Raw genomic sequence first — 13,376 nt, forward strand, 5'->3', positions numbered from 1 at the left:
GCACAGGGTGGTTGCGTAGTTCGGTGACCGGTTCCTGAGCTGGAGTTACGCGTGCTGGATGGCCTTGGTAGAGGCGATGGAGACGGGTGAGATCAATCAGCTGATCGGGCAATTGGTAGCACTTTTACTGCAGTGTCCGAACGGGTCCCTGGCCCAGCTCCCGGGGGGTGCGGTTCCGCTGGAGCTGCTGTCCTTGCGGTGTGATCGGCGTGTAGAGGTTGATCAGCGCCCCGTCCGGGTCGCGGATCAGGGCCGACAGGTTGCCCCAGGGCATCATCGTGGGAGGTTGAACCACGTCGAGGTCGTTCCCGAACTCGGCGACGAGTCTCTGGTACAGGGCTTCGGTGTCGTCGACGAGGAACTCGACGATGGCGCTGTTGTTGGCACCTCCTCGGGGAGTGTTCGTGGTGATGAATGCCACGCGCTCGGGGCTGCTGACCGCAAAGGTCGCGGATGGTGTCACCAGCTCGACGAAGTCGTCGGTCAGGTACTGCGGTGTGGCGCCGGTGAGGACTTGGTAGAACCGAACGAGGCGGGGAAGGTCCTCGGTGATGACGCGTACGGAGGCGAGCTGAACGGTAGTGGGTGAAGTCATGCGACGACGGTAGAGGGGATAGGGGTCAGTTTCCGCCCGGTATTGTGGGCAACATTGCGGGCATGGCGCGACCGACCGCACGAGTGCTGGCTCTCCTCGAGTTGCTGCAGGCCGGCGGGACCCACACGGTCGCTGATCTTGCCGAGCGTCTCGGGGTGGACGACCGTACCGTTCGCCGTTATGTCGAGCATCTGCGCGAGCTGGACATTCCGGTGGACGCGGTTCGGGGCCGGTACGGCGGCTACCGTCTGGCCCGGCATTACCGCATGCCGCCGCTGATGCTGACCGACGAAGAGGCCCTGGCCGTCGTCTGGGCGCTGCTGTTCGACCGGCGTTCCCACGCCGGCCCGGCATCATCGCTCGCGGTGGACAACGCGATGGCCAAGGTGCGCAGGGTGTTACCGGACACGCTCGCACGGCGGATCGACGCGGTATTGGACACGGTGGATTTCACCGGCGTACCGGGCGCCGGCGGCCGGAACGACGAGGGCGTGACCGCACGCGGCCCCCGGGATGCCCGGACGCTGCTCGACCTGGCCGAGGCGGCACGAGACCGGCGGCTCGTGGCATTCGATTACCAGCCTCGGCAGGGTCGCTCGGGACAGCGGCAGGTGCAGCCGCATGGGGTGGTGGCGCATCGCGGTCTGCTCTACCTGACCGGCTTCGACGTCGACCGCCGCGCGCTGCGCACCTTTCGCCTGGACCGGATGACTGGTCTGCAGGTGCGGTCGGTCACCTTCGCCGCGCCGGGCGACCTGGACCCGGTCGCGCAGGTCGTCGGACCGCTGACGGCGGCCCCGTGGCGGCACGAGGTGTCGGTGCTCATCAACGCGGATCCGGAATACGTGCAGACGCGGATACCGGACACCCTGGCCTCGGTGACGCCGGCCTCCGACGCCACCGGAGGCGACGGCTGGCTGAGGGTGTTCCTGCGGGCCGAACGCCTCGACTGGGTCGCCACCACACTGGCCGCCCTGGACCGGCCCTTTGTCATCGAGCAGCCCCCGGAACTGCATGACGTGGTTCACGAACTCGGACGCCGCCTCATCGAGGACTCCGCACGTCGAACGAGCACGCAGTAGCCCTGCTGTCACAGCGGCCCGACCGGGTCGGCTTCGCCGGGGGTGGCGAGGAGGGCGAGTGCGGCCAGGAAGTCGTCGAAGGCCTGGTCGGCTCGCCCGGTGTCGGCGGTGGCCTCGATGTCCATGATCAGGCCGCGGATGACCGCCAGCACGAGGGTGGCGAGCTCGGGGCGGCCGAGCGTACGCATGCCGTCCTCGAGGGGCTGCAGCCAGTCGGTGGTGGCCTCGCGCCGGAAGTCGGGCCACAACCGCTGTTCGGAGTCCTCGCGGAGCTTGCCGAACATGCTGAGGTAGGGGCGGCCCTCGGCCCCGGTCATGGCCTGCCACGTGCGGCGCAGCGTCGTCAGGTAGGGCTCGCCGGGTCTGGGGCACAACAGCTCGCCGTAGAAGTCGCGCTGCCGTTGCCGCGCCCGGCGCAGGGTTTCCCGCAGCAGCGCGTCCCGGGTGCCGAAGTGGTAGATCAGCATGCGGGTCGAGGAGCCGGACGCCGTCACGAACGGTTCGAGGCGGTCGGGCAGGCCGTGGGCGAGCGCGTGATCGACGCAGGCCTCGAGGATGCGGTCGCGGATCTCGGGTTGTCTGCGGCGGCCCACCACCTCACTTTTTCACGTAACTCGCGATACGTCTAACGTTGATCGCAGAGCGGAAAAAGGGGTCAGCTATGCGAGTGGTGTTCGTGCACGGCGCGTGTGTCCGAGACGGCGACTGGTGGTGGCACCCGGCCGCCGAGGCGTTGCGCGAGCGTGGCATCGGCAGCGTCGCGCCCCTGCTGCCGAGCTGCGGGGAGGGCGACCGGCCCGCCGGGACGGACGGTCCCGGTCTGCCCGAGGACGTCGCGGCGGTACGGGCGGTGCTGGCCGGCAGCGACGAGCCGACCGTGGTCGTGGGACACAGCTACGGCGGGATCGTCGCGGCCGAGGCCGCGGTGGGCGTCAAGTCGGTGCGGCACCTGGTTTTCGTGTCGAGCTACCTGCCCGAGCCGGGCGAGTCGCTGTCGACCTTCGGCGCCGCGGAACCGCCGCCGTTCCTCGACTTCGACCCCGAGGGGGGCACGTTCGGCGCGGTACCGCGGCTGTTCGCCGAGACGTTCGTGCAGGACTGCCCGCCGGACCTCGTCCGGGCGGGGGCGGACCGCCTGGCCCGGCAGACGATCGCCGTCACCCAGCAGCCGGTGCGGCAGGTGGCGTGGCCCGACCTGCCGACGACGTACGTGGTGTGCACCGACGATCGCGGTACCCCGGTGGCGGCCCAGCGCGAGTTCGCCCGGCGCGCCGACAAGGTCGTCGAGCTGCCCACCGGCCACCACCCGTTCCTGTCGCGGCCGCAGGCCGTCGCCGACATCCTGGCCGGACTGCGGTGACCGGGCGGTCACCCCGGGGTTGCCGCCTGGGATTCGACATGGGTACGGGCGTGCGCGATGGCCGACGGGGTGTCCGGGAAGACGTGGCCGTCCCGGCGTAGCCGCTCGGCCACGCCGAGGGTGTCGAGGATTCGCTGGTGGCCGTCGGAGATGCCGGACAGCAGCACGGTGATGCCTCGTCGTTGCAGCCGGCTGATCGCGTCGCCGAGGACGTGCGCCCCGGTCGCGTCGACCGTGGTGACGCGGGACATCCGCAGGATCGCCACGCGTACGTCGGCGACCTCGGACAGTTCCAGCAGGAAGTGGTGGGCGGCGGCGAAGAACAGAGGCCCGTCGAGCCGGTACGCGACGATGTGCTCGGCGAGCAGCCGCTGTTCCTCGGCCGAGTGGTCGCCCGGGTCCAGCTCGACCCGCTGCAGGCGCGCGGAGCGGGCGACCGCCCGCAGGGCGAGGACCACCGCCACGCCGAGACCGACCGCGACCGCGGTGACCAGGTCCACGGCCACCGTGACGACGAACGTCAGGGCCAGGACCAGGGCGTCCCGCCGGGTGGAGCGGGCGACCGCGAGCAGCGAACCGGCCTCGACCATCCGGATCGTGGTCGCCAGGAGCACACCGGCGAGGGCGGCCAGCGGGATGTGCGCGACCAGCGGTGCACCGACGAGCACGATCAGGGCCAGCACGATCGCGTGGGTGAGCGCCGCGAGTTTCGAACCGGCACCGGCCCGGACGTTGACCGCGGTCCGGGCGATCGCCGCGGTCGCCGGCATGCCGCCGAACAGGGGGACCACGAGGTTGGCCAGTCCCTGACCGAACAGCTCGCGGTCGGGGTCGTGACGCTCGCCGACGCTCATCGCGTCGGCGACCGTCGCCGACAGCAGGCTCTCCAGCCCGGCCAGCGCCGCGACCGCCAGGGCCGAGGGCAGCAGCATGGTGACCGCGTGCGGGTCGAGGAAGGCCGGCGACGGGGCGGGCAGACCGGGCGGCAGCTTGCCGATGACGGCCAGACCGGACGGGGTCGCCTGCGCCGCGATCGTCGCGGCGGCCACCGCGATCAGGGAGAACGGCAGCCCGGGACGCCACCGCGAGCCGAGCAGCATGGTCGCGGCCACCCCGGCGGCGACCAGCACGGGTACGGGGTGCGGGTCGGCGGCGAACCGGCGTACCGCGTCGGCGGCGACCGCCCAGGTCTTGGCCCCGTGGGCGCCGGTGACGCCGAGTGCGGCCGGAACCTGCTGCAGCGCGATCACCACGGCGATGCCGGCGGTGAACCCCTCGATCACCGGTGTGGGCAGGTAGCGCACGTAGCGGCCGAGTCCGGCGAACGCGGTGAGGATCAGCACGACGCCGGCCATCATCCCGACCATCAGCACACCGGACGTCCCGAACTTCGCCAGGATCGGCAGCAGCACGACGGTCATCGCCCCGGTCGGGCCGGAGACCTGCAGGCTGGAGCCGCCGAAGATGGCGGCGATCGCGCCCGCCAGCACCGCGGTCACCAGACCGGCCCGCGCGCCCAGCCCGGAAGCGACGCCGAAGGCCAGTGCCAGCGGCAACGCGACCACCGCCACGGTCAGGCCGGCGACCACGTCGGTGCGGTGCGAACGCCGCGCGGCCAGCCAGTCCGAGCGCTGCGGCAGCAGGCCACCGGCCCGCGCCGCGCCGGCCCGGCCGGCGGTGTTGACCAGCCGCAGCAAGGTCGTCGGGCGGCGGGACCACAGCCGTCGCCCGGGAGGCGGAACCGCCACGCCGCACCGCCCCTCTCCCGTCTTCACCAGAACTGACGCAGACTTTATCAATTGCAAAACTTTTCAACTACTGGGTGAGTCGAGGGCCACCCCCGGCTCGTCACCCGACCGGGTTCCGCCGCGCCGCGGTGTAACCTGGCGGGACTGCTACGCACCGCCCCGGGTGAGTGTCGGCGGCGCTGAACCCGCCTGTGGATGCGGCGGTTGATCACGTTGGGGGACGCTCGTGTCGGTGCCGCTGTACCAGGCGAAGGCCGAGCTGTTCCGCACTCTCGGGCACCCGGTCCGCATCCGGGTCCTGGAGTTGCTGCAGCCGGGCCCGCTGTCGGTCCGTGATCTGCTGACCGAGATCGACATCGAGCCGTCCAGCCTCTCGCAGCAGCTGGCCGTGCTGCGCCGGGCCGGCATCGTGGTGTCCTACCGCGACGGCGGATCGGTCATGTACGCACTCAGCACGCCGGCCGTGCTCGATCTGCTGGCCGCCGCGCGGCGGATCCTGAGCGAGCTCCTCGCCGACCGCGACGACCTTCTCACCGAACTGCAGGCCCGGATCGGCGTCGAGCACGGGGAAGCTCAGCGGGACGTGTCCGGCTCGCGATGACCTGTCGCCAGGGCCGGCCGTGCTGTCGAGCTAGTGAAGGCCGGCCACCAGCCGGGCCACGACGGGCGATTCGAGCAGGGTGCGCTCGCCGGTGTCGACCACGTGGTCGTCGAGGAGGGCCGGGGGCGTCCAGCGGGCCGGGCCGGTGCGGACCAGGGTGACCGGGCCGTCGAAGGCGGGCGGCCGGTAGCCGGCGACGGCTCGGGCGGTGGCGACCTCGACGGGCGAGTCGTCGGCGGCGCCCGCGGCCTCGGGGGCCAGCAGCACGAGCGCGGCGACCTCGGCTCCGGCGGCCCGCAGGCGCACCGCGATCTCGTACGCGATGAGCGCGCCCGCCTGCCAGCCACCCAGGCGGTACGGCCCGGCCGGCTGGACCGAGCGGATCTCGGCGAGGTGCCGGGCGGCGATCGCGGGCACCGTGTCGAGCGGTTCACCCTCGTCCAGCCCGTACGCCTCCAGGCCGTACGCGGTCCGGCCGGCGGTGAGCGTGGCGTACCGCCCGACCTCGCCGTCGGTGGGATGGATCCAGAACCAGGCCGGGCCGCCGGCCGGCGGGGTGAGCGGCACCAGGCAGCCCGCCGGGCCGGTCTCGGCGTCCGCGGGGGCGGGCAGCCGCTTGCGGTCCAGCTTGCCGCTGCTGGTCATCGGGAATTCGGGGATCACCAGCAGGACGGCGGGCACCAGGGCCGGCGGCAGCCGGTCGGCGAGCAGTCCCACCAGGGTTTTGCCGGCGGCCGGGTCGGCCGGGTCGGGTCCGGTGACATAGCCGACGAGCCGGGCGGTGTCGTCGCTCCGGTCGAGCGTCACCGCGGCGCCGGTGACGCCGGGGCAGCCGAGCAGGGCCGATTCGATCTCGCCGGTCTCGATCCGCTGGCCGTTGAGTTTGACCTGCCCGTCGGTGCGGCCGAGGTATTCGATGGTGCCGTCCGGCCGCCACCGGGCGATGTCGCCGGTGCGGTACATCCGGCCGCCGCCCAGCGGGTCGGGCGGGAACTTCTCGGCGGTGAGCTCGGGCCGGTCGAGGTAGCCACGGGCCAGCCCGATGCCGGCCAGATGCAGCTCGCCCTCGGCGCCCGGCGGCACCGGCCGGTCGTCCGGGCCGAGGATGTAGCACCGCATGTTGGCGATCGGCCGGCCGATCGGCACGGTGCGGTCGGTGTCGGCGGGCCGGCACTGCCAGTAGGTGACGTCGACGGCCGCCTCGGTCGGACCGTAGAGGTTGTGCAGCTCGGTGCCGGGCAGCACGGCGAAGAAGCGGTCCCGCAGGTCGGCCGGGAGCGCCTCACCGCTGCAGAACACCCGGGCCGGCGCGGTGACCCCGGCGGCTCCCTCGGTGTTCAGGAAGTACCGCAGCATGGACGGCACGAAGTGCAGCGTGTCCACCCGTTCCGCCTCGATCAGCGAGATCAGGTACGGGTTGTCGCGGTGCCCGCCGGGCCGGGCCAGCACCATCCGGGCGCCGGTCATCAGCGGCCAGAAGAACTCCCAGACCGACACGTCGAACGTGTACGGCGTCTTCTGCAGCACGGTGTTGCCCGGCCCGATCGGGTATTCGCTCTGCATCCACTGCAGCCGGTTGCGGATCGCCGCGTGCCCGACCATGACGCCCTTGGGGTTCCCGGTGGAGCCCGAGGTGTAGATGACGTAGGCCAGGTCGTCCGCGCCCGGCCGCACCCCCGGATCGGTGCCCGGCTGCCGGGTCAGTTCCTCGTCGGTGTCGACCCGGATGACCGGCCGATCGGTGGGCGGCAGCCGGTCGGCGGCATCGGCGTGGGTGAGGACGGCCTTCGCGTCGGTGTCCGCGAGCAGGAAGGTCAGCCGCTGCGGCGGATGGTCGCAGTCCAGCGGCAGGTACGCCGCGCCGGCCTTCTCGATGCCCACCAGGCTGACGACCATGTCGATGCCGCGTTCGGCGAGGACCGCCACGATGTCGTCGGCGCCGACGCCCAGGGCGAGCAGACGGTGCGCGACCTGGTTGCCGCGGCGCTCCAGTTCGGCGTACGTGACGTCCCGGTCGCCGGCGCGCAGCGCGATCGCGTTCGGGGTGGCAGCGGCCTGGGCGGTGATCCGCTCGGGCACGCTGCGGTCGTCGCCGAAGTCGACGACCACGCCGCCGGTCTCGGGGGCAAGGGCACGGGAGTCGAGGTCCGCCATGACCTCAGGCTAGGCAGAGCCGGACCGGGAGCGGCCAGCGTCACGCTGAACCTCGGGGTAAGCCTGGCGTTTACCGGCCGGGGTGTTCGTCACATCGGGTCGACGATGCCGGCCCGGAACGCGAACGACACGAGCTGGGCGCGGTCCTTGAGCTGGAGCTTCACCCGCAGCCGGTAGAGATGGGTGCGCACGGTCGCGGGCCCGATGAACAGTTCGGTGGCGATGTCCTCGGTGGACATCCCGTGCGCGGTCAGCATGAGGATCTCCTTCTCCCGGGGGGTGAGGACGGTACCGACGGGCATGTCGGCCTTGATCTTGGACTGCACGTCGTGCTCGCGGAACCACTCCATCAGCCGCTGGGCGATCCGCGGGCCGAGCATGGCCTGGCCCCGGGCGACGGCACGGATCGCCATCGCCATCTCCTCCCGGCTGGCGTCGTCGGCGAGCAGGCCGCTGGCCCCGGCGTGCATCGCCTCGGCGACGCCGTCGTCGATGTCGTTGATGGCGAAGACGATGATCCGCGGCGCCGGGTCGAGGTCCTCGGAGCGAATCTTGCGGATGAGGTCGATGCCCTGGATCTGCTGCAGGCTGAGCCCGGTGACCACCACCTGCGGGAGATGCTCGCGGATCAGCATGATCGCTTGCATCCCGCTGCTGGTGGTGCCGATGACCTCGATGTCCTCCTCCTGCCCGAGCAGCGAACTGAGCCCGTCCAGAACCAGCGGCCGGTCGTCACACAGCAATACCCGCAAGGGCATGCCGACCTCCCTTGTCCAATATCGACTTCACGGTTGGAGCTACCCTGGGTCGTTGGCAGGTAACCCTGGGTGTACGTAATCGGTTGCATATTCGTATTGGACGATGTGGATAGGTAATTTCCGATTACGCCGGTTAGCGGATGGTCGCGCCCTTTACGGGACCGCTCGTACGCCCAGTACGATGGTCGATGACCCGGATGACCGCGACGTCCACACGACGTGCACGCGGGGGTCCACATGACGCTGACGTGGCGCTCCACCAGGCCTCCTAGGCTGCGGCAATGAGCACCGGCCGACCGCCCGGCGACGACGTCGAACGCGTCGTCGCGCTGACCTGGACCGAATTCCTCGACGAGCCCGTCACGGATGTCACGAAAAGTATTTTCACGCTCGGGGCGCATTCCCTGCTGGTCGCCCGATGTAGGGGCAGATTGCAGGACATCTTCGGCGTACATCTGGAGACCGGGCCCTTTTTCGCCCACCCGACTATCGAAGGTTTCTGCGCGGCGATCACCGCCGGCCCCGCCGGTGCGCGGATCCGGCGCCGGGCCGCCGTGGCGGTTCGGGTACTGACCGACATCCCCTCGTCCTGAGAGCACGACGGTCCCGCCGCCTCGGCCGAGGCGGCGGGACCGTCGTCGTGGGCCCAGCGGGTCGGTCCGGCCGAGTCAGTCCAGCCGGATCATCCCGCCGGCCAGAGTCAGCTTGGTGGCCGGTTCGATCAGGATGAAGCCACCCGTCGCCCGGCTGCGCTGATAGTCGTCGCACATGATCGGCTGGGTGGTCCGCAGCCGCACCCGGCCGATCTCGTTGAAGCCCAGCGCGTCCGCCTCGGTCCGGTGCAGCGTGTTCACGTCCATCCGGTACCGCACCTGCTTGACCACCGCGGGAACGGTCCGGGTGGTGTGCTTGACCAGCACCCGCATCCCCGGGCGCAGCTCCTCGCGGGACATCCAGCAGAGCATCGCGTCGACGTCCTGCGTGGTCCGCGGCTGGTTGTTGAGCCGGGTGAGCACGTCGCCGCGGGACAGGTCGATGTCGTCGGCCAGCCGGACGGTGACCGACATGCCGGCGAACGCCTCCGCCGCCTCCCCGGCCGGGGTGTCGATCGCGGTCACCGTGCTGGTCATCCCGCTGGGCAGGGCGATCACCTCGTCACCGACCCGGAGCACACCGGCGGCGATCTTGCCGGCGTAGCCGCGGTAGTCGTGGTACTCGTCGCGGTACGGCCGGATCACGTACTGCACCGGGAACCGCAGGTCGATCAGGTTCTGGTCGGCCGCCACGTGCACCTGCTCCAGGTGGTGCAGCAGCGACGAACCCTCGTACCAGGGCATCCGGGTCGTACGCCGGACGACGTTGTCGCCCTGCAGCGCGGAGATCGGGATGACGCTCAGGTCCGGGATCCGCAGCCGGGCGGAGAACCGGGTGAACTCCTCGTCGATCCGCTGGAACGCCGCCTGGTCGTAATCGACCAGGTCCATCTTGTTGACCGCCAGCACCAGGTGCGGCACGCCCAGCAGCGAGCAGATCAGCGCATGCCGGCGGCTCTGCTCGGTCATCCCGTGGCGCGCGTCGACCAGCACGACGGCCAGTTCCGCGGTCGACGCCCCGGTGACCATGTTCCGGGTGTACTGCACGTGCCCCGGGGTGTCGGCGATGATGAACTTGCGCCGGGCGGTCGCGAAGTAGCGGTACGCCACGTCGATGGTGATGCCCTGCTCCCGTTCGGCCTTGAGTCCGTCGGTGAGCAGCGCCAGGTTGAGGTCCTCCCCGCCCATCCGCCGGCTGGCCCGGCCCACCGCCTCGATCTGGTCCTGCTGCGCGGCGTGCGTGTCGTAGAGCAGCCGGCCGATCAGCGTGCTCTTCCCGTCGTCCACGGAACCCGCCGTGGCCAGTCGCAGGATGTCCATCAGAAGTAGCCCTCCCGCTTGCGGTCTTCCATGGCGGTCTCGTTGGCCCGGTCGTCCGCGCGGGTGGCACCGCGCTCGGTGAGCCGGCTCGCGGCGATCTCGGCCAGCACGTCGGCGTTGCTGGAGGCAGTCGAGCGCACGGCGCCGGTGCAGGTCATGTCGCCGACGGTGCGGAACCGCACCTTCTCGGTACGGGTCTGCTCACCGGCGCGGCGGGTCAGGAACTCGTTGTCGGCGAACAGCATCCCGTCGCGTTCGAACACCGTCCGCTCGTGCGCGTAGTACAGCGGCGGGAGGGCGATGTCGCGGTCCGCGATGTACTGCCACACGTCGGTCTCGGTCCAGTTGGACAGCGGGAACACCCGCAGATGACCGCCCGGCTGGAGCTGACCGTTGTAGAGGTCCCACAGCTCCGGGCGCTGGTTCTTCGGATCCCACTGGCCGAACTCGTCGCGTACCGAGAAGACCCGCTCCTTGGCCCGGGCCTTCTCCTCGTCGCGGCGGGCCCCGCCGAAGAGCGCGTCGAACCGGTGCTTCTGCACCGTTTCCAGCAGCACCGGGGTCTGCGCCGAGTTGCGCGACTCGACGCCCGGGGCCTCCCGGACGGTGCCGGCCGCGATCGCCTCCGGTACCGACCCGACGATCAGCCGGACGCCGACGGTCGCCACGTACTCGTCGCGGAACGTCAGCACCTCGGGAAAGTTGTGCCCGGTGTCGATGTGCACCACCGGGAACGGCACCCGGGCCGGCCAGAACGCCAGCTTCGCGAGGTGCAGCAGCACGACCGAGTCCTTGCCGCCGGAGAACAGCAGCGCCGGATTCTCGGTCTCCGCCACCACCTCACGCATGATGTGCACCGCCTCGGCCTCCAGGGCCAGCAGGTGCGAAAGTCGCAGGGTCGGGTTGGTCATCGCCCGCTCACGTCTCCTCGTCGGTCATCCGGCGCCTCCCGGCGGTCGTCCACAACTGGTCCGGCCGGCCGAAGCGGGTCACCTCGAGCCGGATACGCAGGTAGAAGCGGTGCAGCGGCAGCAGGGCGGTCAGGCTGCGCGCCCCGCCGACCTGCATGGCCAGCCGGCCGGTGTCGCGGGCCACCTCGGCGGCCAGCGCCAGGACCTCGGTCGAGGCCACCGCGAACGGCCGCCCCGAGTCGGCCAGCCACGCGGCCCGGGCGGTCAGCAGGCGGGCCGCCTCGATCTCGGCGTGGGCCTGGCCGAGCCGGAACCGCACCGAGGAGAAGTCCCGCAGCGGCCGGTCGAACTGCCGCCGCCGCTCGGCGTGCTCCACCGTGGCGGCCAGCGCGCCGTGCGCCAGCCCGACCAGGTAGGCGGCCTGGCGGACCCGGGCCCGGCCCAGCGGCCCCTCGGCGCACCCGGTCTCCGGCGCGAGCCGGCAGAGCAGCGCGGACGGCTCGCACAACGCCCCGGACAGCTTGGCGGTGCCGGTGCCGCCGGGCGCCGCGGGCAGCGCCGTCCACTTGAGGGTGTCGTAGCCGAGCAGGATCAGCCCGAGGTCGTCGCGGCCGTCCAGCCAGACCGGCAGCAGCACGGCGTCCGCCGCGCTGGGTTCGACCGGCAGCGAACCCTCGACGTACCAGCCGAGGCGGTCGGCCACGGCGGCGGACGGGGCCGACTCGAACGTCACCGACTCGAAGCCGGCGGCCGCCACCGCGATGTTCCCGGCGACCAGGCTGGCGAGCATCTCCGCCTCGCCGGCCGCCGCCGCGTCGATCGCCAGGGCGACGGCCAGATAGGGCGAGGCGACGCCGGCCCGGCCCAGCCGTTCGGCGATCAGGGTGCTCGCGGACAGCCCCAGTTCGACCCCGCCGGCCTCGAGCGGTGCGTCGAACGTCGGCGCGTCGATGTCCCGCAGCGCGGTCCAGTTGCGGTCGGCCGGACCGCGTGGGACCGCGTCGGGGGCACGCAGCACGGCCTCGTCCAGACCGGCGGTGCTCAACCGGGCGGACACCACCTGCCCGAGCCGCTGCTGGACGGGATCGATGTCGACGTTCACCGTTTTCCTCCATCCGACTTGCCCGCCGGGAGGTAAGCGTCCAGGCCGACGCTGCCGATGATCTGGAGCATCACCTCCGACGTGCCCGCCGACAGGGTGAGACCGGGTGCCTCCCGGTACGCCGCCTCCAGCAGGTCGACGCGCTCGTTGTCCAGCCAGGCCCGGCCGTAGCCGAACCCGTACACCTCGGCGGCCCAGCCGGCCACCTCCTGAGCCAGCTCGCTGCTGTAGAGCTTGGCCACGGCGGCCGCCACCTCGTCGACGTCCGGGCCGCCGGTCAGCACCCGCCAGCTCAGCAACCGGCTCGCCTCCAGCCGGGCCGCGTTGCGGCCCAGCCCGGCCAGGAACAGGTCGTCCGGATCCGGCATGCCGTCGCGGACCGCCCGCAGCCAGCGTTCGGCCTTGAGGGTGTAGTCCAGGCCGGTCCGCTCGACGGCGAGGGCCCGGGTGAGCAGCGGCCAGCCACCGCCGGTCTCGCCCAGCAGATCACCGGCCCCGACCCGGACGCCGTCCAGCCGGATCCGGTGGAAGTCCTCGTCGGCGATGCTCGCGATCGGCTCGACCCGCACCCCGTCGGCGTGCAGGTCGACCAGGAACAGCGAGATGCCGTCGTAGGTGCCCGGCCCGGTCCGCGCGGCGCACAGCCCGAGGTCGGTCACGTCGCTCTTGAGGCTGAACACCTTCTCCCCGTGCAGCCGCCAGCCGTCCCCGTCGGGGGTCGCGGTGGTCCGCAACGACCCGAGGTCGGAACCCGACTCCGGTTCGGTGTAGAGCACGCTGGCGAACTTCTCGCCGCGGGCCATCGCGGGCAGGTGCGCCCGCTTCTGCTCCTCGGTGCCGGCGAGCAGCAGGAACAGCCCGACGATCTGGATGGTGTTGACGTGCATCGTGTCCGGGATGCCGGCCCGGACCAGTTCCTCGATGGCGATCGCGGTCTCGATCGGGTCCCGGCCGCCCCCGCCGTACTCCGCGGGCCAGCCCACCGCCAGCAACCCCAGATCGCCGAGCACCCGATAGAGCGGGCGGGTGTCCGGCTCGCGTACCCCCTGGGCCCGGACGCGCCGCAGGGCGTCGCGGACCCGGTCGTCGGCGAAGCGGCACCGCACCCGCGTCCGGAACCGGGTCTGGTCCGCGGTGAAACCGAATTCCATG

General features: G+C 71.6%; 13 protein-coding genes. 4 read left to right on the forward strand and 9 right to left on the reverse strand.

Going from position 1 to position 13,376, the window contains the following annotated elements; translation table 11 throughout:
- Window positions 1–124: 124 nt before the first annotated feature.
- On the reverse strand, window positions 125–595 hold the full coding sequence (locus Afe05nite_RS25715) for a VOC family protein (protein ID WP_203819765.1): 471 nt from the start codon (window positions 593–595) through the stop codon (window positions 125–127).
- A 62-nt stretch (window positions 596–657) separates the two neighbouring features.
- On the opposite strand from Afe05nite_RS25715, the gene Afe05nite_RS25720 reads away from it, so the two are divergent.
- Window positions 658–1,677 (forward strand): helix-turn-helix transcriptional regulator, encoded by a 1,020-nt coding sequence (locus Afe05nite_RS25720; protein ID WP_203819805.1) that lies wholly within the window; start codon window positions 658–660, stop codon window positions 1,675–1,677.
- Between the two features lie 8 nt (window positions 1,678–1,685).
- On the opposite strand, the gene Afe05nite_RS25725 is transcribed toward Afe05nite_RS25720, so the two are convergent.
- Window positions 1,686–2,270: a TetR/AcrR family transcriptional regulator gene (locus Afe05nite_RS25725; RefSeq protein ID WP_239118186.1), complete on the reverse strand. Its 585-nt coding sequence runs from the start codon at window positions 2,268–2,270 to the stop codon at window positions 1,686–1,688.
- Between the two features lie 68 nt (window positions 2,271–2,338).
- Here Afe05nite_RS25725 and Afe05nite_RS25730 point away from each other — a divergent pair, with 68 nt between their 5' ends.
- On the forward strand, window positions 2,339–3,037 hold the full coding sequence (locus Afe05nite_RS25730; protein ID WP_203819767.1) for an alpha/beta hydrolase: 699 nt from the start codon (window positions 2,339–2,341) through the stop codon (window positions 3,035–3,037).
- An 8-nt stretch (window positions 3,038–3,045) separates the two neighbouring features.
- Here the strand turns inward: Afe05nite_RS25730 and Afe05nite_RS25735 are convergent, their stop codons facing one another.
- Window positions 3,046–4,734, reverse strand: a complete 1,689-nt coding sequence (locus tag Afe05nite_RS25735; RefSeq protein ID WP_438868865.1) for a SulP family inorganic anion transporter — start codon at window positions 4,732–4,734, stop codon at window positions 3,046–3,048.
- Between the two features lie 277 nt (window positions 4,735–5,011).
- Here Afe05nite_RS25735 and Afe05nite_RS25740 point away from each other — a divergent pair, with 277 nt between their 5' ends.
- Window positions 5,012–5,386, forward strand: coding sequence for an ArsR/SmtB family transcription factor (locus Afe05nite_RS25740; protein WP_203819768.1), 375 nt, complete (start codon window positions 5,012–5,014; stop codon window positions 5,384–5,386).
- Window positions 5,387–5,416: 30 nt separating this feature from the next.
- Here the strand turns inward: Afe05nite_RS25740 and Afe05nite_RS25745 are convergent, their stop codons facing one another.
- A complete protein-coding gene (locus Afe05nite_RS25745) occupies window positions 5,417–7,540 on the reverse strand; it encodes an amino acid adenylation domain-containing protein (protein ID WP_203819769.1) in 2,124 nt (707 codons plus the stop codon).
- Between the two features lie 89 nt (window positions 7,541–7,629).
- Window positions 7,630–8,298: a response regulator gene (locus tag Afe05nite_RS25750; protein ID WP_203819770.1), complete on the reverse strand. Its 669-nt coding sequence runs from the start codon at window positions 8,296–8,298 to the stop codon at window positions 7,630–7,632.
- 281 nt (window positions 8,299–8,579) lie between these two features.
- On the opposite strand from Afe05nite_RS25750, the gene Afe05nite_RS25755 reads away from it, so the two are divergent.
- The gene (locus Afe05nite_RS25755) at window positions 8,580–8,891 is read left to right on the forward strand and encodes a phosphopantetheine-binding protein (RefSeq protein WP_203819771.1); all 312 of its coding nucleotides are present in this window, start codon (window positions 8,580–8,582) and stop codon (window positions 8,889–8,891) included.
- Between the two features lie 75 nt (window positions 8,892–8,966).
- On the opposite strand, the gene Afe05nite_RS25760 is transcribed toward Afe05nite_RS25755, so the two are convergent.
- The 4 genes from Afe05nite_RS25760 to Afe05nite_RS25775 are packed head-to-tail and all read right to left on the reverse strand — an operon-like array spanning window position 8,967 to window position 13,375.
- A complete protein-coding gene (locus Afe05nite_RS25760) occupies window positions 8,967–10,211 on the reverse strand; it encodes a sulfate adenylyltransferase subunit 1 (RefSeq protein ID WP_203819772.1) in 1,245 nt (414 codons plus the stop codon).
- Window positions 10,211–11,122 (reverse strand): sulfate adenylyltransferase subunit CysD, encoded by a 912-nt coding sequence (gene cysD / locus Afe05nite_RS25765; RefSeq protein WP_203819773.1) that lies wholly within the window; start codon window positions 11,120–11,122, stop codon window positions 10,211–10,213. The genes Afe05nite_RS25760 and cysD overlap by 1 nt, the downstream gene beginning before the upstream one ends.
- A gap of 7 nt (window positions 11,123–11,129) precedes the next feature.
- Entirely contained in the window at window positions 11,130–12,224 is a 1,095-nt protein-coding gene (locus Afe05nite_RS25770; protein ID WP_203819774.1) for an acyl-CoA dehydrogenase family protein, read from the reverse strand.
- Window positions 12,221–13,375 carry an acyl-CoA dehydrogenase family protein gene (locus Afe05nite_RS25775; protein ID WP_203819775.1) on the reverse strand — a complete coding sequence of 385 codons (1,155 nt, stop codon included), beginning with the start codon at window positions 13,373–13,375 and terminating at the stop codon, window positions 12,221–12,223. Before Afe05nite_RS25775 ends, Afe05nite_RS25770 begins: the two co-directional genes overlap by 4 nt.
- Window position 13,376 lies beyond the last annotated feature (1 nt).

It is taken from the genome of Paractinoplanes ferrugineus, from assembly GCF_016862195.1.
Lineage (GTDB): Bacteria > Actinomycetota > Actinomycetes > Mycobacteriales > Micromonosporaceae > Actinoplanes > Actinoplanes ferrugineus.